Origin of the sequence: Lachnospira rogosae (ex Hitch et al. 2025) (assembly GCF_040096455.1) — a bacterium.
Taxonomy (GTDB): Bacteria; Bacillota; Clostridia; order Lachnospirales; family Lachnospiraceae; genus Lachnospira; species Lachnospira rogosae.
Genome location: NZ_JBBMER010000001.1, coordinates 79,092 through 102,135, shown reverse-complemented (window position 1 = coordinate 102,135; position 23,044 = coordinate 79,092). Strand labels below are relative to the sequence as shown.

At 36.2% G+C, this 23,044-nt stretch carries 22 protein-coding genes; all 22 read right to left on the bottom strand.

Going from position 1 to position 23,044, the window contains the following annotated elements:
* Window positions 1-12 precede the first annotated feature (12 nt).
* Window positions 13-1,140: a DNA-processing protein DprA gene (dprA, locus tag WMO14_RS00405; RefSeq protein WP_022502719.1), complete on the bottom strand. Its 1,128-nt coding sequence runs from the start codon at window positions 1,138-1,140 to the stop codon at window positions 13-15.
* On the bottom strand, window positions 1,137-2,780 hold the full coding sequence (locus WMO14_RS00400; protein WP_349153088.1) for a YifB family Mg chelatase-like AAA ATPase: 1,644 nt from the start codon (window positions 2,778-2,780) through the stop codon (window positions 1,137-1,139). The genes dprA and WMO14_RS00400 overlap by 4 nt, the downstream gene beginning before the upstream one ends.
* A 399-nt stretch (window positions 2,781-3,179) precedes the next feature.
* On the bottom strand, window positions 3,180-4,157 hold the full coding sequence (locus WMO14_RS00395) for a DHH family phosphoesterase (RefSeq protein ID WP_022502721.1): 978 nt from the start codon (window positions 4,155-4,157) through the stop codon (window positions 3,180-3,182).
* 16 nt (window positions 4,158-4,173) lie between these two features.
* On the bottom strand, window positions 4,174-5,037 hold the full coding sequence (locus WMO14_RS00390; RefSeq protein ID WP_349153087.1) for a type IV pilus twitching motility protein PilT: 864 nt from the start codon (window positions 5,035-5,037) through the stop codon (window positions 4,174-4,176).
* Between the two features lie 147 nt (window positions 5,038-5,184).
* Complete coding sequence (locus tag WMO14_RS00385; RefSeq protein WP_349153086.1) at window positions 5,185-6,333, bottom strand: hypothetical protein; 1,149 nt, start codon at window positions 6,331-6,333, stop codon at window positions 5,185-5,187.
* 15 nt (window positions 6,334-6,348) lie between these two features.
* Window positions 6,349-8,211, bottom strand: a complete 1,863-nt coding sequence (locus WMO14_RS00380) for an aminopeptidase P family protein (RefSeq protein WP_349153085.1) — start codon at window positions 8,209-8,211, stop codon at window positions 6,349-6,351.
* 150 nt (window positions 8,212-8,361) lie between these two features.
* Window positions 8,362-9,000 (bottom strand): RNA polymerase sporulation sigma factor SigK, encoded by a 639-nt coding sequence (sigK, locus tag WMO14_RS00375; RefSeq protein WP_349153084.1) that lies wholly within the window; start codon window positions 8,998-9,000, stop codon window positions 8,362-8,364.
* 198 nt (window positions 9,001-9,198) lie between these two features.
* Window positions 9,199-10,446: a peptidase U32 family protein gene (locus tag WMO14_RS00370; RefSeq protein ID WP_022502726.1), complete on the bottom strand. Its 1,248-nt coding sequence runs from the start codon at window positions 10,444-10,446 to the stop codon at window positions 9,199-9,201.
* A 15-nt stretch (window positions 10,447-10,461) separates the two neighbouring features.
* Window positions 10,462-11,103 (bottom strand): O-methyltransferase, encoded by a 642-nt coding sequence (locus WMO14_RS00365; RefSeq protein ID WP_055174380.1) that lies wholly within the window; start codon window positions 11,101-11,103, stop codon window positions 10,462-10,464.
* Window positions 11,104-11,126: 23 nt separating this feature from the next.
* Window positions 11,127-11,516 (bottom strand): endolytic transglycosylase MltG, encoded by a 390-nt coding sequence (locus tag WMO14_RS00360; RefSeq protein WP_022502728.1) that lies wholly within the window; start codon window positions 11,514-11,516, stop codon window positions 11,127-11,129.
* Window positions 11,517-11,559: 43 nt separating this feature from the next.
* A complete protein-coding gene (locus WMO14_RS00355) occupies window positions 11,560-11,904 on the bottom strand; it encodes a YlbF/YmcA family competence regulator (protein WP_022502729.1) in 345 nt (114 codons plus the stop codon).
* Between the two features lie 22 nt (window positions 11,905-11,926).
* Window positions 11,927-13,597 (bottom strand): ribonuclease J, encoded by a 1,671-nt coding sequence (locus WMO14_RS00350; protein WP_055174379.1) that lies wholly within the window; start codon window positions 13,595-13,597, stop codon window positions 11,927-11,929.
* A 23-nt stretch (window positions 13,598-13,620) separates the two neighbouring features.
* Window positions 13,621-13,887 carry a DUF1292 domain-containing protein gene (locus tag WMO14_RS00345; RefSeq protein ID WP_055307037.1) on the bottom strand — a complete coding sequence of 89 codons (267 nt, stop codon included), beginning with the start codon at window positions 13,885-13,887 and terminating at the stop codon, window positions 13,621-13,623.
* A gap of 29 nt (window positions 13,888-13,916) precedes the next feature.
* Window positions 13,917-14,348, bottom strand: a complete 432-nt coding sequence (gene ruvX, locus WMO14_RS00340; protein WP_022502732.1) for a Holliday junction resolvase RuvX — start codon at window positions 14,346-14,348, stop codon at window positions 13,917-13,919.
* A gap of 7 nt (window positions 14,349-14,355) precedes the next feature.
* Window positions 14,356-14,613, bottom strand: a complete 258-nt coding sequence (locus WMO14_RS00335; RefSeq protein ID WP_055175014.1) for an IreB family regulatory phosphoprotein — start codon at window positions 14,611-14,613, stop codon at window positions 14,356-14,358.
* A gap of 164 nt (window positions 14,614-14,777) precedes the next feature.
* The gene (locus tag WMO14_RS00330; RefSeq protein ID WP_055307038.1) at window positions 14,778-15,470 is read right to left on the bottom strand and encodes a DUF4956 domain-containing protein; all 693 of its coding nucleotides are present in this window, start codon (window positions 15,468-15,470) and stop codon (window positions 14,778-14,780) included.
* Between the two features lie 32 nt (window positions 15,471-15,502).
* Window positions 15,503-16,336: a polyphosphate polymerase domain-containing protein gene (locus WMO14_RS00325; RefSeq protein WP_022502735.1), complete on the bottom strand. Its 834-nt coding sequence runs from the start codon at window positions 16,334-16,336 to the stop codon at window positions 15,503-15,505.
* A gap of 361 nt (window positions 16,337-16,697) precedes the next feature.
* Entirely contained in the window at window positions 16,698-17,174 is a 477-nt protein-coding gene (locus WMO14_RS00320) for an HD domain-containing protein (protein ID WP_055174376.1), read from the bottom strand.
* A 177-nt stretch (window positions 17,175-17,351) separates the two neighbouring features.
* A complete protein-coding gene (locus WMO14_RS00315; RefSeq protein ID WP_055174375.1) occupies window positions 17,352-18,161 on the bottom strand; it encodes a mechanosensitive ion channel family protein in 810 nt (269 codons plus the stop codon).
* 151 nt (window positions 18,162-18,312) lie between these two features.
* A complete protein-coding gene (locus WMO14_RS00310) occupies window positions 18,313-20,775 on the bottom strand; it encodes a GlgB N-terminal domain-containing protein (protein ID WP_318295519.1) in 2,463 nt (820 codons plus the stop codon).
* Between the two features lie 27 nt (window positions 20,776-20,802).
* Window positions 20,803-21,651, bottom strand: a complete 849-nt coding sequence (locus tag WMO14_RS00305; protein ID WP_055307040.1) for an alpha/beta hydrolase — start codon at window positions 21,649-21,651, stop codon at window positions 20,803-20,805.
* A gap of 52 nt (window positions 21,652-21,703) precedes the next feature.
* Entirely contained in the window at window positions 21,704-22,942 is a 1,239-nt protein-coding gene (locus WMO14_RS00300; protein ID WP_055307041.1) for a DUF1015 domain-containing protein, read from the bottom strand.
* Window positions 22,943-23,044 lie beyond the last annotated feature (102 nt).

Sequence of the window (23,044 nt, the reverse complement as noted above, 5' to 3'; positions counted from 1 at the left end):
ATTAACCAAAAGCTACACTCTTGCATAACAATTATGTGCAGTCTCTTTGATTTTACCCTCTAATTCCAATTCAACTAAGGCACCGCTTACTGTCTGTAATGATAATCCTGTCTTATTAATTAGTTCATTAATACCCACTGGATACAAATCCACACAACTATACACCATATTTTTAGGTGTTGCAAGTTCAAATTGTGATACAGATTCCAACTTTTGCAGATATTCCGGTATACCGTTAATGCCTGACAGCTTATTTTTTATCCTGTCACACTCTAAAATATCCTCAGCTTTAGTCATTATATAAGCTCCTGATTTTATAAGTTCATTACAGCCCTCACTTAATGAATCTCCAACTCTCCCCGGTATAACATATACATCCTTATTCTGCTCTAACGCCTGGTCTACAGTTATTAACGAACCACTCTTTGCCCTTGCCTCAACAACTACAACTGCATCAGACAGACCGCTTATTAATCTGTTTCTTTCCGGAAACTGTCCACAGACCGGTTTTACTCCTGCCGGATATTCTGACATTACACCACCAGTCTTTTTTATATCAGTAAACAGCCCTATATTACAAGCTGGATAACAAATGTCAACTCCACTTCCTAATACTGCACAAGTATATCCTGAATTATCAAGTGTTCCTTTATGTGCGGCAGTATCTATCCCAACAGCCATGCCACTTATAATCTGTATTCCATATGAAGACATCTCATATGCCAGCCTGGCCGCTACCATCATTCCATATTGACTTGCCTGCCTCGAACCTACAATTGCCACTGAAGGCTTATCACTGTCAGGAAGCTTTCCATTATAATATAGTCCATATGGATAATCATATATTTCCATAAGCTGTGCAGGATAGTCCGCTTTCCCCGGATGTGTGAATTTAATACTGCTTTTCACTAAGGCATTATAATCCCTATATATCTGTTCATCTTTAACTGAGCTGATTATATTTTCTGCATCTTTGCAAGACAATCCGCAGCATTTTAAATATTCTGAGCCAGCGTTATATATTTCCTTAGGGGAATCGAATCTTTTCAACAGCTTACTAATCTTTCTTCTTCCTATGTTTCTAATATTATTAAGCCAATACCAGTAATATTCTTCAAGAAATTCATCATATTTTATCAACTTTTCACCTCGCAGTTCTTATAGAATAACGCTTCCGTAAGGTGCTCTTTTTCTATATTAACACTTCCCTTCAGATCAGCGATTGTCCTTGCTGTCTTTAGAACTTTATTATATGCCCTGGCACTCATATGGTGCTGCTTATACATTCTCTCCATAAGCTCATTGCACTCCACATTCAATGTACAGTATTTATGTATTTCCCTCACTCCCATCTGCGAATTATAATTAATATCAAGCTTTTTGAATCTGTCCTTTTGCATTTGTCTTGCGGCTTCAACTTTATTTTTCATATCGGTAGAATTATATATAGTATCCACATTTCCCTTATTCCTCATAACTTCATAGGATACCTCATCAACCTTAACACACATATCAAATCTGTCCCACATAGGATTGCTTATTCTTCCTATATATCTTCTTATGTCATATTCCGAACAATGGCACCTGTTCCTGTCAGGATAATAGCCGCATTTACACGGATTGATAGCTGCTGCAAGCATAAAATGTGCTGGATATGTATACGCTGCATTAACCCTTACAAGCGTTATAACCTTATCCTCCAAAGGCTGTCTTAACGCTTCCATAATAACCTGATTAAATTCCGTCATCTCATCCAAAAATAACACACCACCCTCCGATAACGTTATTTCTCCCGGTCTTGGCACAGCTCCTCCTCCAAGCAACGCCGCCTGTGTTATTGTATGGTGTGGATTTCTAAATGGTCTTTTTACCATAATTCCACCCTCACTATCCAGCAGTCCTGCGACACTATATATCTTCGTAAGCCTTAACTGCTCCTCATAATCCATATCCGGCATTATTGTCGGTATTCTCTGGGCAAGCATTGTCTTGCCGCTCCCTGGTGGACCTATATACATTATATTATGCATACCTGATACAGCTATCATCGTTGCACGCTTTGCAGCTTCCTGCCCTGATATATCACTATAATCAATATTATAACTGCACGAGTGATTATTATTTTTCACTTCTGAACCATATGTAAACTTAACCCGCGAGCGTTCCAATACATTATAAGTATCATTATTAATGTTGCCATCTGACTTATTACATTCACCAGATTTCACATCAGCCTGCTTTATATTCTTTCTACTTCCATCTATTACGGCTATATTCTTTAATATCTCTATAGTCTGGCTTAGCGTTTCAACTCCATATATATTAATATTATTCATAATTCTGCCCTCTGCTATATTAGCCTTCGGAATTATGCAGTTGTCAATTCCTGCCTCTTTAGCCGCACATACCATAGGAAGCACTCCTTTAACCGGATTAATGCTTCCGTCAAGACTTACCTCGCCTATAATCAATACATTTTCCAATATCTTTAAATCAAAACAGCCATTTGCCGCCAGTATCCCTATTGCAATTGGAAGGTCGTATATTGTGCCCTCCTTTCTTATATTGGCTGGCGATATATTAATAACTATCTTCTGCGGTGTAAGTTCAATACCCGAATTCTTAATTGCCACCCTGACCCTGTCTTTCGCCTCTCTTACCTTAGACCCAAGTGCTCCACTCATATCAAATGTCGGAAGTCCAAAACCAACGTCTGTTTCTACATTAACAATATATGCATCAATTCCGTATACAGCCGCACTTATCACTCTGCTAAACACATCTCACCCTTTTCCTTTCTCAAACTTATCACTACAACTATAACTAAAGCTATAGCCATAACTAAAACGATTATAATAACTACAATAATCATAAGTCCCTGCAATACTATTTAGTTGTAACATTTTAAATAATTGGGAATGTAATATTATAGAGCATAATATTACCAAAGAATACTCATTAATAACTGCTCAGCAATTATTAACAACAACTCACTAATCATCAATATCAGCCTGTTAATTGTTAATATTAACTAATTATTCATTAACGATAACTCACTAATCTTAAGACATACTGCCTAAGATTACTAATATTGAAATATTATTATTATCAACTGGCATAATATGTATTTCAATATATTATATATATCATATGTATACATATTATGCAAGTCTTTTTTATTATTTATTTACTTTATTAACTTCTGACATAAATCTGTTTTTTATGATTTCTCTTATGCCTGCGGCATCTTTTCTTTCTAACTTATCATAGCTTATAAAACCACCAGCCATATGCTCGTGTCCGCCACCATTACCTATATCACATAATGCTTTATTAGATATTCTTCCCGAATCGTAGCTTCCATTACTTCTTATTGACAGCTTTATACCCTCTTCTTTAGCCGAATATACTATTGCAAGATTAACACCATCCAAAGACATTATAAAATCGCATATAGAGGCAATCAATGACTCCTTGCAGTTGTCCCCTGCACTTGCAAAACAGATGTCATTCTGTATATCAACATTGGCAATTGCATAGGCATAAGCTTTTAAATCGTCATACTGTCTTACGCTTGTGTCAAGATTATTAAGAACTTTATGGTCTGCACGGTTGTAAAGATAATAGAACATATCAAGATCCAGCTTTGTAACACCACGCTTCATATCTGCTGTATCAACCTTTATTCCATAGAGCAGTGCCGTTGCCATATGAATATCAATAACAACATCATTTTCTATATAATACGAAGCTATGATTGAAGCACATGCCCCGACATCTGGTCTTATGTCCTTAAATACATATTTGCTGTCATTATATACTGGGTGATGGTCTATACAGATTGTCTTGTCTGAGTGCATATCTATTATGTTGGCATTGCCATTCTGTGCATCAACAATAATAACTTCTCTGTTACAATCCAGTTCCCAGGCACTTTTTACTTCAAGAATATCAATATTAAGAAGCTTTACCATCTTTGCGGTAACTGTATTTTCAATACTGCCCTTATATACAATCTGTGCATCTATCCCTTCTGCTCTTAAAAGATACTTCATACCATATGCACTTGCTATAGCATCAGGATCTGGAAAATTGTGCATCTGTACATACACACTGTTTCCTTTAATACAAGATATTATTTCTTCAAGCTTTGTCATCTTAACCCTCATTTTCTTAATTAATCTTTAATATCTCAAAAGAAGCCTTTGTGCCATCTTTATCCTGTTGTATTAACTTCTGTGACACAACCATTTTTAAGACTTCCTTAAGCTGTGTATTTATCTTCTCTTTCTCTGAAGGAGGAAATTCATCAATAATGCTCTGAATTATATCTTTAGTACCAGCGACATCAACAGCAGCAATAACAAAACTTCCGGCTTTAGCCGCTTTTATTACTGCTTTAACCGTATCTGGCTCACTCATTCTTCCAACCTGAATCACATCTACATCTTCTCTTATTGCAAGCTTAAGCCCCTCATCATAAGAAGCCACATCTATGCCTACCTCACGCTGGTTCACAATAGCATTTTTATGGGTGTGTACATACTCAATAGGGTCTTCCAATGTCAGTATATGAACACATTTATTCTCATTAATATAATCAATAATCGAGGCAATTGTCGTAGATTTACCGCTTCCTGCCACTCCGCCAAGAATAACAAGTCCGCTTTCGCTATCACATATGTCAATCAACTCTTTAGGAACACCTATATCCCCTGGTGCTGATACACTGTCTGTTACAAGTCGTATTGCACAGGCAGGAAGCCCTTTTTGCATAAATGCACTGACTCTGTATCTTCCTGCCTTAGGCACTGACAATGCAAATTCAATCTGCTTATTATCCCTGAACAGTTCCATCTGCCTGTCATCCATTATACTGTATATTATCTTACTACAATCTGTCTCTGACAAGCTTGGATAATCAAGATTAGCAATTCGTCCGTTCACTCTCATTCTTGGAGGCACACCAACTGTAATATGCACATCTGACGCGCCTTCTTCCCTCGCTGTCATCAAAAGTTGTTCTACTGTTATCAATTCAACTTCCTCCCACTGTATCCATAATTACTATCTGTTCTTAGATTACTTTTATTAATTCTTCTGCACACTATAACAGCAAATATTAATTATTATCTATTCTTCGACTGCTTCTATTAATTTCTCTGTATGCTGTAACGCCAGCTATTAATTATTATCTATTCTGTCTATGCTGTAATTATCTGAAAGGGCACCTATATACTCCTCATACAGTACCCCTCTGTCTGTTCCGCATATAAAACGCTTATTCTGGTTATCGTGTCCTACATTAAAATCACCATCAACTGTGATATACGCATTAGCATATCTGAATACATAGCTGACAGGCTCACTGCTCTCATTATCACTTACAACAGCCGATGCCTGAACGATAATATAATTATCCGCTTCCTGTCCTGCTGCCAAAGCCTTAAGGAAATACGCCGCATCAATATTGACATCAGATACATTTTCTTCATTAAGATGATACAGGTAATCTGTGTTGCCTGTTGCCACATACAACATTCTGTAGGTTGCATCTTCTGTTTCTTTAGTGATAGTTTCCTTAATCTCTTTATATATGTCAGCCATAACATCTTTATTAACTTTAGTATAATCATCGCAGTAAGCAGCAAGTTTATCTGCTGTATAAATCATCTCACAGGCTTTGGCAAGTATGCCGTGCCTTGCCATATCTTCATAAGATACATCACAGCTTACCTTAATACTGTCATTAAGTTTAATTGAAGATGCCTTGTCCGCAGTAAATGTAAGTGTCTTAAGATAATCATCATCCCAGTCATTGTCTATTATAATTCTGGCATCAGGGCTTATTCCTGAAAATGTTACATCAACCCCGCTGTATATGTCTATCTTTGCACCTGCATTAATGCCTTTAGCCTTATAAGTATACTGCTTCTTATTAATATCAACACCTGCATTATCTGCATAGGTATCATTAAATTCTATCTCGCAGTGGACTTTATCACCATTTTTAATATCGGTATCTGTTGTGTATACATTTATTGATTCAATGAACTTTCTAACATAATATTTCTTATCGTCATCAGCTTTCTTTCCTAAAAGCTTATTAGACAGTGCATCTTCATCTACAACAAATGTCACCGAAGCATATCCGTCAGCACCTGTATACACAGGCTTTATATAATCTCTTATGTCAAATTCATTAACCTTTATAAATACTGCAACTATCAATATCACTGCAAGGACTATTCCACCAACAGCAAAATATACTTTATTGCTCAAAGACTTATCCTTCACATCTACTTCTTTTTCTTTAAACTCTTTAATCTGCATACACCGAAAGCCTCCTTACAATTCTCTTGTGCTATATACAAGCTGTTCTAATTCCTCACCTTTCATATATGGGCTTAACACATTATACACCTGTTTATGATAATTATTAAGCTGTTCTATATCTTTATAGTTAAGATATTGTACATCAACAAGGTCTAAATCCACAGGAACCATAGTAAGCATTTCAAACTTAAGCCACCTGCCATATTCATTTTCCTTATCCTCTGTAACTATTATTTCATTCTCAATTCTTATTCCAAATCTGCCATCAGCATACACTCCTGGTTCATCTGATGTTACCATACCCGGTGTTAATACAGCAAGGTCATTTACCCCCTGTATATGCTTCCACCTAAATCCATTAGGTGCTTCGTGGACATTTAAAAGATAACCAACTCCGTGACCAGTTCCACATCTGTAATCAATATTCTCATTCCACAACGGAGCTCTTGCCATTATATCAAGATTATATCCGGTACAGCCGTGAAGAAACCTTGTATTGGCAAGATTCAACATTCCCTTAAGTGTCAGCGTATAGCACTTCTTCATCTCATCTGTAACTTCACCTAACGCAATAGTTCTTGTAATATCTGTTGTTCCACGCATATATTGTCCACCCGAATCAACTAAAAGCATCCCCTCCTGCTTTAGCGTACTGCAGTTATCCTTTGAAGCCTGATAGTGCATCATTGCCGCATTATCAGCGTATGCACTTATTGTATCAAAGCTTAATTCAATGTAATCCTTTATACCGCTTCTAAGATTATCAAGATATTCTGCCGCTGATGCTTCTGTTATTGTCTGTCCTGATTTAACTGCCTTCTTAAGCCAGAATATAAATCTTGTCACGGCAAGACCATCATCAATATGTACATTCTTAAGGTTGGTTATTTCTATGTCATTCTTCACTGCCTTAAGGAGAACCTCTGGATTTTCCTTTTCGACAAGTTCTATCTTATCATTGTCCTTAGCATAAAGATATAATCTTGTATTAACCCTCTTTTTATCAATAAGCACTTTATGTCCTGCTATGCTTCTTATATCCTCATATATATCATTATAAGGCTTAACCTCAACGCCAGCCTCTATAAGTTTATCTATACAGTCATCAAGCCTGTCTATATCTGTATACAGAACAGTCTTGTCCATATATACTGCCGCATATGCCATAATAACAGGATTACAATGTACATCCCTGCCTCTTATATTAAAAAGCCAGCATATATCATCAAGCGAGGCAATAATATGTACATCTGACATATTGTCTTTCATTGCACAACGCACATCAATAAGCTTATCTTTAATAGTCTTTCCTGAATACATAGTATCAAGATAAAATGCCTTGCTGTGTGGGAATTCTGCCCTGTCATTGTATATTTGTTCTATCGCATCAAATGAATAGTTACAATGTGCCTTGTTAAATTCAGCCATTTTCTTAAATTCTATTCCCTGTCCTGCCTGTACACATCTTCCGTCAAATCCTATTGTCATTCCCTCTTTTAAAAGTTCCCTGCAATATTCATTGAGTGCAGGTACCCCTGCACTTCCCATTCTCATAAGCTTATACTCTGTACCGCTAAGCTGTTTCTCAGCCTGCACAAAATATCTGCCATCTGTGAAAAGCACTGCAGTGTCACTTGTTATAACTGCTGTTCCTGCTGAGCCTGAAAAGCCAGAAATGAATTCTCTTTCCTTAAAGTAATCACCTGCATATTCAGAAATGTGGTAATCGCCCGTTACTACAACATAGATATCCACGCCTTTTTCTTTCATTATGCCACGTACTGCCTCAAGACGTCTGCTTATAACTGTATTATTATTACTGCCATTATTCGTAGCATTATCGTTAATTATTTTATCATCAGAGATATTATCCATTTTAAATACTCCTTTTATCTATTACGGCAGTATTATCCGACTGCGGCGGACATCTTAGCGATATATTTCTCCGCCACAGCACGACTTACTGCTTAAGCATAAGTATACCATACCCTGCTGTCGATTTTGTAGTTTTTATGTTAAGTTTTGCTATCCTATTAACTTTTTATTCTCCAAAAGGGCATATAACTTGTTAAGAGCGTGCCTTTCTATACGGCTTACATAACTGCGACTTATGTTTAACTTTGCCGCAAGTTCATTCTGGGTCATTTCCTTACTTCCAAACAGCCCAAATCTTCCTATTATTATCGTCTTTTCCCGCTCTGTCAATATATTATCCATATTGTCATATATGCACTTTAACTGCTCTGCTGTAAGCATCTCGCCTACATCATCTCTTGTTTCATCACCGACAACATCTATAAATGTTATATCATTGCCCTCTTTATCAGTGCCAATCGGCTCATATAAGGACAGCTCCCGCATTTTCTTCTTATCATTTCTTAACATCATCAATATTTCGTTATCTATACATTTTGCCGCATATGTCGCAAGACGGATTTTCTTATCAGGGTTAAAGGTATTAACTGCCTTTATCAGTCCTATTGTTCCTACTGATATTAAATCCTGTGTATCTTTCTCAGCACAAGCATATTTCTTAATCATATGTGCTACAAGGCGCATATTCTTCTCTACAAGTATATTCCTAGCCTCTATATCCCCATTACGGCTTTTTATTAACATCTCTTTTTCTTCCTGCTCTGATAATGGTTTCTCAAACACCTTCAAGAAAAAGCACCCCTACACATATTTCTATATTTTATGCGTAGGACACACCTTTATTGCATATCCATATAATTTATTGCATATTGCTCAAGTGTGCATCATCGGCACATAGTGCCTTTTATGCAACTGGGAATTCCTATTACATAAAAATACGCCAGTATGGACTATTCATTCATACTGACGCACATAAATCTTAATATATTATTCTTCTTTTCTTCTTAAAATGTCATATCTTTCAAGTTCTACACCAAGGTCAATATAAAGCTGCTGTTTAGGATGTGGACAGCTTTCCATATCAACGCCCTTTTCGTCAGTTATCCGCTTAACTGTAACTAAAAGATTAGTTCCGTCCGGCTTCATAACTTCAATCTCCTCACCAACCGAGAACTTATTACGCTGTTCTATATTGTAAAGACCTTCTTCGTTCTTATCTCCTACAATTCCAAGATAAGTGTATTCCTTAATGTATGTGTTGCTTTCATATATCTGTGTATTTTCATCTGGCTTTCCAAAGAAGAAACCTGTTGTATACTGTCTGTAAGTACATTTGCTTATCTCTGACTTGTAAAATGGAATTCTTGACTTATAAAGTTCTGGGTCTTTTAAGAAATCATCAATTGCAAGTCTGTATGTTCTTGCAACTGTAGCTACATAAAGGGCTGTCTTCATTCTTCCCTCTATCTTAAAGCTGTCAATTCCTGCCTCTATAAGCTCTGGAATATGCTCAATCATACATAAATCTTTAGAGTTAAAGATATAAGTTCCTCTTTCATTCTCATATACAGGCATATATTCGCCTGGTCTGTTCTCCTCAACAACAGCGTACTTCCATCTGCAAGGATGTGTGCAGGCACCTCTGTTAGCGTCCCTTCCTGCCATAAAACTGCTAAGAAGACATCTTCCTGAGTATGATATACACATAGCACCGTGTATGAATGTTTCTATCTCCATCTCATCAGGAATATTCTTTCTTATATTCCTAATCTCATTCAATGAAAGCTCTCTTGCTGTTACAACTCTCTTAGCACCCTGTTTCCACCAGAACTGATATGTCATATAGTTAGTATTATTAGCCTGTGTGCTTATATGAATATCTATATCGTGAAGTTCTTCCTTGGCAATTGTGAACATTCCCGGATCAGATATAATAACTGCATCTGGCTTTATAACATCAAGCTCCTTAAAATATTCCCTTGCTCCGTCAAGGTCATAGTTATGTGCAAGTATATTAGCTGTAACATACACCTTAACATCTCTTTCGTGGGCAAATTTAATTCCTTCTACCATATCCTCTTTTGAGAAATTCTTAGCCTTAGCTCTTAAGCCAAAAGCCTCTCCACCTATATATACTGCATCAGCACCAAATATAACTGCAATCTTTAATACTTCAAGACTGCTTGCTGGTATTAAAAGTTCAAGTTCCCTGCCATTATAATAATGTCCTGCCATATTATTTTCCTCCATTTATTTTTTAACGCTCAATGTAATTCCGTCTCCAATTGGTACAATTGAAGTTATAAGATTATCATTATGTGTAAGCTCATATACATACTCTCTAATTCTTGTATGTATTGTCCTGTCCCTTCTTGTGACAACATATCTGGACTCTACAAGCTCACCCTCCTGAAGTATATTATCTGTTATAAGAAGTCCGCCCTTAGGCATAAGCCTTAATATTTCAGGCAGATAATTAATATACTGTCCCTTGGCGGCATCCATAAATATAAAATCATATGGACCTTCCAGCTCTTTTAAGACTTCCATAGCATCGCCCTCTATAAGCCTTATACAATCCTCTTTTCCTGCCCTCTTGAAATTATTGCGGGCTATAGGTATTCTTTTATCATAATTCTCTATTGTATCAATTATACAACCCTCAGGCATATTCTCACTCATAAGAATAGATGAGTAACCTACTGCCGTTCCTACTTCAAGAATCGACTGTGGCTGCTTTAATTCAAGCAGCACCTTTAGCAGATTGCCCATCTCTTTTCTAATAATCGGGACATCGTCCTCAATTGCTTCCTTTTCGATTGTATTACAGATTGGTGAATTACCTCTATCAAGAGAATTAATATAAGCTACTATTCTTTCGTTGACAATCACCTTAGTAAACCTCTCATTAATATTTATTCACTATCACCAGTATCAGTTGTGCTGATGCCAGCTAATATCTTCATCATATCTGTTGGCTTCATACCTGTATTAAGACTGTATGTTCCCGCCTTAAACTTATCTTTATAATCAGATAACTTTACCTGAAAATAAAATATTTTCTCATCACTAATAAGACCTTTTTCATATAACTGGCTGGCTAACCTCTTAGCTGTTACACCATCAGCTATTGTCACTTCAACCACTTTGGCATTATCAACTGTGTCCACCGACTTCTCATTAAATATATTGTTACCAAATGTATAGGCTTTTGTTCCAAACATAACAACCACTACTACAGCAATTGCAATAAACAATGCATTAAGTGACAATGAAACAACCATTCTTATAGATTTATTATTCATAATCAAATATCCATTCCCGTCCGACTAAATATAGTTATGATGATTAATTATTCAAGAAATCAACATCGAATTCAATTGTCTCAACTACAGTTCTGCATATATCCTGAACCATACGGCACAGACAGACCTCAGACAGCAGATATCTGTTGACCATATCCTGTCTTCTCATATCTGCATATCTATTATTAAGATCCTCCTGTGCGGCAAATATATCATCAACCTTACCACTATTCTGTATATCAAAATTCTGTCTTCTGAACTCATCAATACTTCTCTTTAAATTAGGGTCTTTATCTATAATAGCCTCTAGTCTTTTATATTCAATATATTCAGGGCTTTCTTTTATAGCTTTGCTTAGTTCAAGCTTTAACTGCTCAATTCTCTGCATTAATATCTCCCATTATAACTGATTACATCTGAGCTTCCATAATAATTGGAAGAATAACTGGATTTCTCTTCATCTTCTTCCACAAATATTCGCTGAGATCATCTTTGATAATGTTCTTAATCTTGCTCCAGTCAGTGATATTCTTATCAAGACATCTAAGAACAGAATCTGTAACTATAGCTCTTGCCTCATCAAGCAGTTCTTCTGCCTCTCTTACATATACAAAGCCTCGAGTTACAATATCCGGTCCTGCAACAAGCTGTCCTGTATACTTCTCAAGTGTGAGAACAACAATTATAATACCATTCTCTGCAAGATTCTGTCTGTCTCTTAATACAATATTACCTACATCACCAACACCAAGTCCATCGACAAGAATAGCTCCTGTGTGAACCTTTCCAACGATTGCAGCCTTCTCATCACTAAGTTCAATAACATCACCTGATTTGGCTATAATAACATCTTCCTTATCATATCCAAGTGACATTGCAACTTCCTTCTGTGCTATAAGGTGTCTGTATTCACCGTGTACTGGTATAGCATACTTTGGCTTAAGAAGTGAATATACAAGCTTTATCTCTTCCTGACAGGCATGTCCAGATACATGTGTATCCTGGAATATAACCTTAGCGCCCTTCATTCCAAGTTCATTGATAACTCTTGCTACAGACTTCTCATTACCAGGAATAGGTGTTGATGAAAATACAACACAGTCGCCCGGCTGGATAGATACCTTTCTATGAAGGTTAGCTGCCATTCTTGAAAGGGCTGCCATTGACTCTCCCTGACTACCTGTTGTAATAAGCACAATCTGCTCAGGTGTGTAATTCTTCATAGCCTCTGTCTCTATAAGAGTACCATCTGGAATATGAAGATATCCAAGATCTTCAGCAACATCTATAATATTGACCATACTACGGCCTTCTACGCATACTTTTCTTCCATATGCAACTGCCGCATTAATAATCTGCTGTACTCTGTCTACATTAGAAGCAAATGTTGCAATTATAATTCTGCTGTTCTTATTATCATTAAATATCTTGTCAAATGTACTTCCTACAGTTCTCTCTGACATTGTAAAGCCCGGTCTTAAAGCATTAGTACTATCGCACATAAGTGCAAGCACGCCCTTCTTTCCAAGCTCTGCAAATCTCTGTAAATCTATTGGTTCACCATTAACTGGTGTATAATCAACCTTAAAGTCACCTGTATGGACAAGAATACCTGCTGGAGAGAATATTGCAAGTGCAGCTGCATCTGCAATACTGTGGTTAGTTCTTATAAATTCCACCCTGAAATCACCAAGAGTAACTGACTGTCCATATCGTACAACTTTTCTTTTAACTTCACGAAGCATATTATGTTCTTTTAGCTTAGACTCTATAAGTCCCATTGTAAGACGTGTAGCATATATAGGAACATTAACTTCCTTTAATACATAAGGAATTGCTCCGATGTGATCCTCGTGGCCATGTGTAATAACAAACGCTTTAACCTTATCAATATTCTCCTTAAGATAAGTAACATCTGGAATAATAAGGTCAATACCAAGCATTTCTTCTTCTGGAAAGCTTAAACCGCAATCCACAACAACAATACTGTCATCGTATTCGATGGCAGTTATGTTCATTCCAATCTGTTCAAGGCCTCCAAGTGGAATCACCTTAACAGAACCGACATTTTCTTTTTTCATTAAGCACCTCATTCTTTATTCAATTATATAAGTTCAATATCATCATCCATAAGTTCCGCAAATATTCTGCTGATTGCATCAAATTCTGTATCATCCTCAACAAATTCATATACTGCATCTGCATCTGCTTCACTTGATGTGTCTTTTAAAATGTAACATTCCGCATCTGTATCTTCCTCATCAGAAGAATCTGTTACTAATAAATAATTAACTCCATTCGCTCTTGTCTCTTCAATAATATATAATTCAACATTCTCGTTATCATCTGTAACAAATGTGAGCTTTTCCATATTAATTTAAACCACCTTTATTAATTCATTTACCTGCCTGCATTAGCCTGACAGTCAAGATAACCTTGTAATATAAACACAGCAGCAATCTGGTCAATAACTGCCTTTCTGTTCTCTCTTCTTACGCCGCTTTCCATAAGTGCCTTCTCTGCTGAAACTGTTGTAAGTCTTTCGTCCCACATAATGACTTCAAGCCCTGTTCTTCTCTCAAGATTCTTAGCAAACTCTTCACAGGCTATAGCTCTCTCACCTACAGTATTATTCATATTCTTAGGGAGTCCGACAACTATCTTCTCAACGTCATTCTCCTCAATAATAGCTTCTATTCTGGCGTATGTCTTTCTAAGCTTATTCTCTTCTTTTCTTGTGATTGTCTCAACAGGCTGTGCTGTAATGCCAAGTGCATCGCTTAACGCCACGCCCACTGTCTTTGTTCCATAATCCAATCCAATTATTCTCATAACTTAATTATAAACCCTTACCCTCTATGAAGTACTTGATAACCTCTTCTACAAGTTCATCTCTTTCTACCTTCATAATAAGGCTTCTTGCATTGTTATGACTTGTAATATATGTTGGATCTCCTGACATAATGTAACCTACTATCTGGTTAACAGGGTTATATCCTTTTTCTTTTAATGCAAGATATACTTGTTCAAGTATTCCTTCTACTGATATTGTCTTTTCTGGCTGTGTTCTAAAAAATTGTGTATTATTATCTATCATATCTACCACGTCCCTTTCGTATACCTTATTATAATATAACATATCATCAAATAAAACAAGAGAAAAATCAAAAACCACCATCTGATGAATAACATAATACTATCATTCATCAAATGGTGTTTAATTTGCTATACTATATAATCTTCCACTTAATATGTCAACATTTAATTCAATGCCGATACGCTGTTTTCTGGCATAATTCCTACTGATATATTAAGATTTCCATTTCTTACCCTTAATTCGTCAATGAAATCTTTTTCTGCATCATCATTTTTTAATCTGATTTCATATGTAAGCTCATACATTGTGCCCATATTAGTTGTCTTAACTTTATTTAATCTGTTCTCAGACGTGTATTTATCAAACAGATCATCAAATACCGAATTATAGTTAAGGCTTTCTGGAATAACAATTTTAAGCTGCTTACGTCCTTCATTCCTATCTACAAAACCTAATGCTGATATAAGTATTAAAAGCAAAAGCATAACTGCTGTAAATGCTGCTGCAAATGTTACATATCCAAGACCACAAGCAAGACCTGCTGCCATTGTAAAGAACACAATTGAAATATCCTTAGCACTTCCCGGTGCACTTCTGAATCTTACAAGTGCAAATGCTCCTGCCATCGAAAATGCTCTTGCAACATTGCTTCCCACAAGAAGAATAACGACTGATACAACCGCTGGAAGCATTAAAAGACCAATTATAAAATTCTTCTGGTAACCTTCTTTTTTGCTGATGTACATATATACAATTGCAATAATAACTCCGATTACGATTGATGCACCTAAAGATATTGCCGCCTGGCTGATATTTATTGAATTATCCGCTGTTGATGTAAATATTGATTCAAACATAATATTGCTCCTTTTAATTTATACTTTTATTATTAGATACATATTGCACTTTTTCCATACTGTCCATACTGACAGCCATATACATTACCGTATTCCTTTGCATATTCATTAGGTGCTATCTGGTTACTCAATTCCTCTGTATCTTTATCATAACCTTCAAGCACATATCTTTTATATTCTGTTCCATATTTAGAGAATGAAACAGGATATATATGCAGATCCGAAAGACATCTTGTAAACCACATCGGTACTGCACCGCTTATTTTAATCTCCATAAGATACAATCTGTCAGGAATAAGCTTATTGCCATAGCTTCCGCTCTCAAGCCTTACATCGCCTCTCCTTGTTGTTATATTAGTATCAAATGTGACTCTGAAATCACCATCATTTTTTTCAAAATAAGCATACCTGTCATATGAAAGATATACCTTTGGCTTTAATGTATACATTTTCTTAAAATAATCAATCTCTTTAAGCACCTGTGTGTTAATACATTGTGTGTCACTCTCAGGATACACATCACTTTCCATATACTTATATGCGTCTTTTAGTACAATTGATGTTCTGCGTTTATTAACAATGCCATTATATTTCTTCTTAATCTCAAGAAATACCCTGTCTTCTCCACAAGGAGTACCATAGCTTCTCATTCTGAGTTTCTCCTTGTATACAGGCTTCTCAATTGAACTTCTTATAAGCCTGTTGTCATCAGTATCATAATAAATGTTACATATACTATAAAATTGTCCATTAAGATTATATTTATCCGGCTCCATATAATCATTTATTCGTTCAAGCAGCCTTCTGAAAGTGTGTTCATCAAGTATATATTTTTTCTCATATCTGTTAAATACTTCAATTGCCATACACTGGTCTCCAATCTTTCCTGCACATCTTAATATCCTCTGCAAGTTACTTCACAACGCGTTTTCCTGTGAACAATTGTATATTACTTGGAAATTGTGACCAAATGATGTAAAAAATAAGTAAAAAATGTGATATTGCTGTGTATTCTGGCATTCGCAATCTTAATATCCCAACGACTTAATTCTTTATGACTATATGAAATCACTCTGTCTTCTAAATATATCCATACAACTATATAAAGGAACAAAAAAATCCGGCAGTACACTGCTTAAACGCAACATACTGCCGGAGTATTTATAAGTATTAATCTTAATTCAACTGCTCACTAACTGGTCTATTCTGCCAATTAATATATACATTCTAGTAACCTACCGCTGGTGCGAAGGTTTCCTTAACTGCACAATACTTGTCAGCAAGGCATACAAGCCAGGCTTCCCTGCACATAGGTGGAACTATCGTAAGAGGAAACATATGTCTTGAGATTATATTTCTTTCTATATCGCCAAGATTATATTCCTTCTCTGCATTCCTTAGTGCTGTTGCAGGATGTGTAAAGCCGTGGAAATGATGTCCCTTTCTCTTTATGTGCCAGTCATATAAGAAATAATCGTGTAGAAGTGCTCCTCTTATAAGTGCTTTCTCATTCACCTTTAAATGAAAGAATTCTGCAAGCTTAAGACTTGCTCCTGCCACACCTACACTATGCTCATATACTGTTGTTAAACCGTGCTGTATAGCATTCTTCTCGTGTGCAAGATTGCCTTCCTGCTCTAATTCAGAAAGCACAAAATTAAAAAGCTGCTGTCTTTCTTCTGATAACTTCAATTCATTCTCCATTCTGATACTCAGCCATTAAGCTTCATATCATATTAATATCCCACATACAATAAGTTACTTTATATGAACAGGAAATTCAAGTTAGTCTATATGAACCTTTCATCCCATCCGGCAACATTATAGCACACATATATTCATATAACAATATATTATCACACAATATTTATACAACAATATTTATACAATATGTACGTCCATCTGGTTAAATGGAATTTCTATGCCGTTCTTATCAAATTCCGACTTGTATTCTTCAAGAAGTGCAAATCTTGTATCCCAGTAATCTTCTGTCTTTACCCACGCTCTTGTCTCAAGTGTCACACAGCTTTCATCAAGGCTCTTTACTATAACCTTCACTTCCTTATCCTTAAGGATTGAATTATCAGCCGCAAGAATATCACTTAATATATTCTTGGCAAGCTTTAAATCAGATGAGTAACCTATAGACATCTCGATATCAAGACGTCTGTTATCTTCAGCCCCCACATTTACAATATTAGAATTAGATAATGCACCATTAGGAAGCATTACCACCTTGTTATCAACTGTTGTGAGCTTAGTGTAAAGAAGCTCTATAGTTCTAACAGTTCCCTCAAGATTACCAACTACTATATAGTCACCAACCTTAAATGGCTTAAATATAAGTATAAGCACTCCGCCTGCAAAGTTAGAAAGCGAACCCTGTAATGACATACCTATTGCAAGAGCCGCTGAACCAAATACAGTTACAAGTGAAGTTGTCTGTATTCCAAGTTCATCAATAACCATAAGTATAAGCACTGAATAAAGTGCAAATCTTATTATTGACATTGTAAAATTAACAACACCTGGGTCTAAGCTTCCTTTATCAAATACTTTCTTTAAGAATTTCATACAAAGTGCTATTACTTTCTTACCAACAAACCATATGATAATAGCGAATAAAATCTTCCATATTCCAGTAAGTCCCCAGTGTGTAATCTGTTCAACTATACTTGTTATCTGCTCCATAACACATATGCGTATATCGTAAACACCTTATCTTTCATATTTACTAATATACTTTCTCCTTCCTTTATAATATTGCTGGTTCTCATACTATCCAGTTTTTTAATTTCCAATGTCAGGATTATATGTCTGTCCTGTCCCCATATGTTCCAGTTTATTTTTTAAGCTGACTTAACCTAAGCTTCATTTCCTCGTCTATTCTTTCGCTTTCCTTAACTGCTTCTAAAGCTTTCTTCTCAGCTTCCTTTCTTGCATTCTGTGCAAGCCTTAAGCTTTCCTTGGCTTCCTTCTCAGCATTTGCCGCCCTCACAGCCTCTTCTTCCGCCTTATCAGCAAGTTCTCTTGCTAAATCAACTCTTTTTTCTGCTTCAACCTTAGCCGCCTTAGCTTCATTTTTAATCTGGATTTCTTTAATCTCAATATCAGTATATGATTCATACTTATATACAACCATTGCTGATGCTGGTATATCAACAAACATCTTATACCTATCATTGCTGTCAGCTTCAACCGCTGACTTCACAACAACAGCTTCCACCTTGCCATCACCGCCATATTCCTCATTGTCACTGTTAAATACAAGCTTGTACTTTCCAGCCTTAGGTACATTTAACTCATAAGCCTTTCTTTCAACCGGAGTGAAATTAACTGCCACTATGTCCATATCATTATCTGACGAATATCTTGCATATGAATAAACTGTTAATTCTGCATTATAATTATCAACCCACTCAAAACCATCTGATGAGCTGTCTGCCTCATACATTGAATTATCTGTTGTATACAATGTGTTGAGTGCCTTTATATATGCTTTCATCTGCTTATACGCCGGTTCTTCAAGTCTGCTTAAAATCTGCATTTTATCATCATCTACAGACACTAATGCACCTGTATCATTGCCATAAGACACACATACTGGTCCTGGGTAAGTATATATATATCCTAATACTGCCCTTATATCAGAAAGTCTCTGCTTATCGTCATTGCCAGATACCATTGCATATAAAGTATCATCTTTTAATGCCTCGTAAGTAAGGTTGGTAATAAAATGTTCCTTATAATGATATAACATTTCATAAGTAACCCTGTTATACATTCCCTTTCTAAACAATGGATCCTGCTTTACAAACTCAAAGAATTCCTCATTAAAGCCATCATTTAACTTATAATCAAAACCAAGACTGTCCTCATTATCATTATTTCGTGTAACGTCTGACCACAAGCTCTTTTCATCTGCTATAGTTATCACGCCGTCATTTCTCTTATGGACATATTCATTCATCTGCTTTATGAATTCTATGGCATCAAGATTTTCATTGCCGCCATACATATTAGGCGTCCATTCGCCAGGATTCTTGCCATAATCAAGATATAACATCGTTGCTGTGTCTGTAATCTTAATTCCGTCTATATTATATTCATCAAGCCACATAGCTATAGCTGATATAAGGAAGCTTCTTACCTCGCCCTTCTCATAGGCAAATGTTGTTATATTCATCTGAGGCTTTTCAATTATCCTTGGCTTAAGATAACCATAACAGTCACCACCATCATAATTAACTATACTTCTTATATCAATGCCAAAATAAGCTACATTAAAATCAATAATTACACCTATTCCGTTATTATGAAGTTCCTTAATCATATGCTTGAAATCTGTAGCTGTTCCATACTGTGATGATGGTGCATAATAACCTGATGCACCATAACAATAACCTGTCTTTTCAAAAATACTGTCACTGCCCTTTATAAGAACATAAGTATATCCTGTATCTTTAACATACTCTGTAATATATCTGGCTATATCCATATAATTAACCTTAGCCTTATTCACAGGAATATTATCATATGCAATCTCAAGTATAGACAAAGGCTTATTAACACCCTTTATCTGTTTTCTTTGCTTTACCCATTTAACATTATCTTGTACAGCCTGTGGCTCACCTGTTACAGAGTGTGCATCTGCGTACTGTGTAATCTGTCTGGCATACGGATCAAGCTTTAATACAGTATTAGCACCTTTGAACTTTATCTCATACATATATTCCTGTCCAGCTTCAAGTTGTGGAATGAATATTTCATATATACCATTGTCGGTAATACGCTCCATCTGGTATATCCTTCCATCCCAGCTATTAAATTCGCCTACAACACTTACTCGTAACGCATTAGGTGCCCATGTTCTAAAAAGCACACCTGAAATGCCGTCTTTTTCGCACACCTTATTACCAAGAAGGTTATATGCATTGTATTCAGTTCCTGCTGCGAACTTGTTAAATATAACTTCTGACTTATCAAATCTGCCAAATGAATATGGGTCACGTAATCTTGTAATATGCCCATTCTTATCTTCAATATTAAGAACATATTTAACATTTTTCTTAATCGGTATTAATGCCGCAAAAAATCCAGCATCATCAACTTTTTCAAGTTGTATGGCTCTTTTTCTTTCACTTACTGATACACTTACAGATACAGCATCCGGTCTGAACACCTGTATAAGATACCCCTCTTTTACAAGGTGGCCGCCTAATATACTGCAAGGCTGACTGCTTTCCGAATACACAATTTCTTCAATCGCAGGCCAATCCATAAGCTTATATAACTTATTATCCATACCCTTCTCCATTTCTATGGCTGTTTCTTATGCCATACGGTTCATCCACTGTTCAAACAACTTAGTCCATTCATATACTTCCGGCTGATAATGTTTGCCACCCTTTGTAGCAGTTTCTTTAGTTCCAAGTCCCAATCCATGACAGCCATCTGGAAATACGTGATATTCAAACTTAACATTATTCTTTCTTAATGCTTCTACAAACAAAAGTGAATTCTCTAATGGAACAGAATTATCATCAAATGTATGCCATACAAAGCTTTCCGGTGTATCTTTAGACACCTTATTCTCTAATGATATATCATCTATATATTTATCATAGTTTTCACCAAGCAGCTTTACAAACGAACCCCTATGTGAATTTTCCCCAGCTGTTATTACAGGATAACCTAAAAGAAGTCCATCCGGTCTTACATATTCCTTATCACATCCCAGGTATTTTTTTGCAAATGATGCAACCATATCACCACTCCACATAGTACCAAGACATGCCGCAAGATGTCCTCCAGCTGAGAAGCCTGCAAGTATAATTCTGTCAGGATTAACATCCCATTCCTTAGCGTGATCCCTTACCCACTTAACTGTATAAGCCGCTTCATATACCTGTGTCGGATATACATATGGTGCAAGGCTGTATCTTAATACTACCGCATTATACCCAAGATCCAGCATTTTAATAGCCATAGACTCGCCTTCTCTTGGTGAATGATGGTCATATCCACCACCTGGACATATTATAACAAGTGGTCTGTTAAATGGGTCCTGATAATCCGGGTACATTTCTTTAATATATGTTGTTATTGTTGCTTTTTTATCCGGTGTCTTTAACCCAAGTTCCTCATATGGAAGTTCAATATCGTATACTTTATGTAACATAATAATCCTCTTTTCCATTCTATATTCTTTACATCTATTTTGAACCATATACTTATTCTTCAATCTTATGTATAAACAATCCACTTCTTAACTTAGGCTCAAACCATGTAGACTTTGGTGGCATAAGCCTGCCCGCATCGGCTACTGCAAAAAGCTCTGCTATGGAAGTTGGATACATTGAAAATGCCAGCACGCAATCAGTATGACATCTTTTCTCAAGCTCCAAAAGTCCTCTTATTCCGCCAACAAAATCAATTCTCTTGTCCGTCTTAGGGTCATGTATACCAAGTACAGGCTCTAACAGGTTATTCTGAAGTATTGCAACATCAAGCCCATCTACAGGATCATCTGATAATATATCCTTCTTAGCCTTAAGCTTATACCACTTCTCATCAAGATACATTCCAAATTCCGCCTTATAAGCCGGTTCTACTGCTGCAGCACTTTCTTCTATTTCAAACTTTTCTTCTATCTTCTTAATAAATTCTTCTTTACTGTAACCATTAAGGTCTTTTACAACTCTGTTATAAGGCATTATCATAAGTTCTTCATCTGGGAAAAGAACTGAAAGGAAATAATTAAATTCCTCCTCACCTGTATAATCAGGGTGTTCTTCCCTTCTCTTTAAACCAACCTTAACTGCTGATGCCGCCCTATGATGTCCATCTGCTATGTAAATATCATCTATTCCTGCAAATGCTTTCTCAATATTTTCTACTGACTGTGCATTTGAAATCTTATACACCTGATGTCTTATGCCGTCTGGTGAGGTAAAACTGTAGAGCGGCTTTGTTTCCTTGGCTTTGGCTACTTCGTTTCTTATAACCTCATCAGCCCTGTAAGCAAGGAATATAGGTCCTGTCTGTGCAGAACATCTGTCAACGTGGTTAATTCTGTCCTGTTCCTTATCAGCCCTTGTATTCTCGTGCTTTTTAATAATATTGTTATTATAATCATCTATGGAAGCACAGGCAGCTATTCCTGTCTGTGTTCTGCCATTCATTGTAAGCTCATACACATAATACGCCTTATCTGTATCAGTAATAAATGTACCATCTGCAATTCTGCTATCCAAAAGCTCCCTTGCCTTGTCATACACACAGTCTGCATATGTATCTACACTGCTGTCAAACTGTGTCTCAGCCCTGTCTATCGCAAGAAATGACAATGGCTCACGTTCTACTTCCTTTAACGCTTCCTCTCTGTTGTATACATCATAAGGAAGTGCCGCCACTCTGTCTGCAACCTTTTCATCAGGTCTTATACACTCAAATGCTTTAATAACTGCCATACTGCCTCCAATCTGCCCTGCATAACAGGGCTTTATCTTATTTTATACTTAATTATCTTATTCATACTAGCATTGTATATCAATAATTCGTATAACATATTA

Excerpts from the sequence above, each read along its gene's own strand:
- WMO14_RS00335 (WP_055175014.1), bottom strand. The coding sequence starts at position 14,613 with ATGATAGATAATAATACACAATTTTTTAGAACACAGCCAGAAAAGACA.
- WMO14_RS00320 (WP_055174376.1), bottom strand. The coding sequence starts at position 17,174 with ATGGAGAATGAATTGAAGTTATCAGAAGAAAGACAGCAGCTTTTTAAT.
- WMO14_RS00300 (WP_055307041.1), bottom strand. The coding sequence starts at position 22,942 with ATGGCAGTTATTAAAGCATTTGAGTGTATAAGACCTGATGAAAAGGTT.
- WMO14_RS00385 (WP_349153086.1), bottom strand. The coding sequence starts at position 6,333 with ATGCAGATTAAAGAGTTTAAAGAAAAAGAAGTAGATGTGAAGGATAAG.
- WMO14_RS00350 (WP_055174379.1), bottom strand. The coding sequence starts at position 13,597 with ATGAAAAAAGAAAATGTCGGTTCTGTTAAGGTGATTCCACTTGGAGGC.
- WMO14_RS00370 (WP_022502726.1), bottom strand. The coding sequence starts at position 10,446 with ATGGCAGGACATTATTATAATGGCAGGGAACTTGAACTTTTAATACCA.
- WMO14_RS00355 (WP_022502729.1), bottom strand. The coding sequence starts at position 11,904 with ATGCAGAGAATTGAGCAGTTAAAGCTTGAACTAAGCAAAGCTATAAAA.
- WMO14_RS00395 (WP_022502721.1), bottom strand. The coding sequence starts at position 4,157 with ATGACAAAGCTTGAAGAAATAATATCTTGTATTAAAGGAAACAGTGTG.
- ruvX (WP_022502732.1), bottom strand. The coding sequence starts at position 14,348 with ATGAGAATAATTGGATTGGATTATGGAACAAAGACAGTGGGCGTGGCG.
- WMO14_RS00345 (WP_055307037.1), bottom strand. The coding sequence starts at position 13,887 with ATGGAAAAGCTCACATTTGTTACAGATGATAACGAGAATGTTGAATTA.
- WMO14_RS00310 (WP_318295519.1), bottom strand. The coding sequence starts at position 20,775 with ATGGATAATAAGTTATATAAGCTTATGGATTGGCCTGCGATTGAAGAA.
- WMO14_RS00305 (WP_055307040.1), bottom strand. The coding sequence starts at position 21,651 with ATGTTACATAAAGTATACGATATTGAACTTCCATATGAGGAACTTGGG.
- WMO14_RS00325 (WP_022502735.1), bottom strand. The coding sequence starts at position 16,336 with ATGGCAATTGAAGTATTTAACAGATATGAGAAAAAATATATACTTGAT.
- WMO14_RS00330 (WP_055307038.1), bottom strand. The coding sequence starts at position 15,470 with ATGTTTGAATCAATATTTACATCAACAGCGGATAATTCAATAAATATC.
- WMO14_RS00360 (WP_022502728.1), bottom strand. The coding sequence starts at position 11,516 with ATGAATAATAAATCTATAAGAATGGTTGTTTCATTGTCACTTAATGCA.
- WMO14_RS00380 (WP_349153085.1), bottom strand. The coding sequence starts at position 8,211 with ATGGATAATATCTCTGATGATAAAATAATTAACGATAATGCTACGAAT.
- WMO14_RS00315 (WP_055174375.1), bottom strand. The coding sequence starts at position 18,161 with ATGGAGCAGATAACAAGTATAGTTGAACAGATTACACACTGGGGACTT.